This window comes from uncultured Dokdonia sp. (assembly GCF_947496725.1).
GTDB lineage: Bacteria > Bacteroidota > Bacteroidia > Flavobacteriales > Flavobacteriaceae > Dokdonia.
Genome location: NZ_CANMDS010000017.1, coordinates 1 through 419, shown reverse-complemented (window position 1 = coordinate 419; position 419 = coordinate 1). Strand labels below are relative to the sequence as shown.

1 protein-coding gene is annotated in these 419 nt (G+C 42.0%); it reads left to right on the top strand.

The window, feature by feature from the left end; genetic code table 11:
* A partial coding sequence (locus Q0948_RS14865) for a hypothetical protein (RefSeq protein ID WP_299231864.1) occupies nt 1-419 on the top strand: 419 nt, incomplete at both ends.

The window sequence follows — 419 nt, the reverse complement described above, 5'->3', positions numbered from 1 at the left end:
GATGGTTGTGATTTCTTAACAGCTAGTATTACAGAGACAGCAAGTGCTGCTTGGAATGCTCTTGATTGTGATAATGACGGATTAACAAATGGAGATGAAATCACAGAAGGAACCGATCCTCAGAACCCAGATTCAGATGGTGATGGTGTGATTGATGGAACCGAAGTTACTGATGGTACAGATCCATTAAACAACTGTGAGTTCGATATTCTTCACCAAACATTAACAGCAGACGCTGCTTGGTTAGCTGCTGACTGTGATGGAGATGGTGTAACTAATGCAGATGAGATTGCTGATGGTACAGATCCATTAGATAGCTGTGATCTTGACTTTACGAGTCAAACTGTAGTAGCCGATGCTGCTTGGTTAGCTGGTGATTGTGATGGTGACGGAGTAACAAATGAGCAAGAAGTATTAGA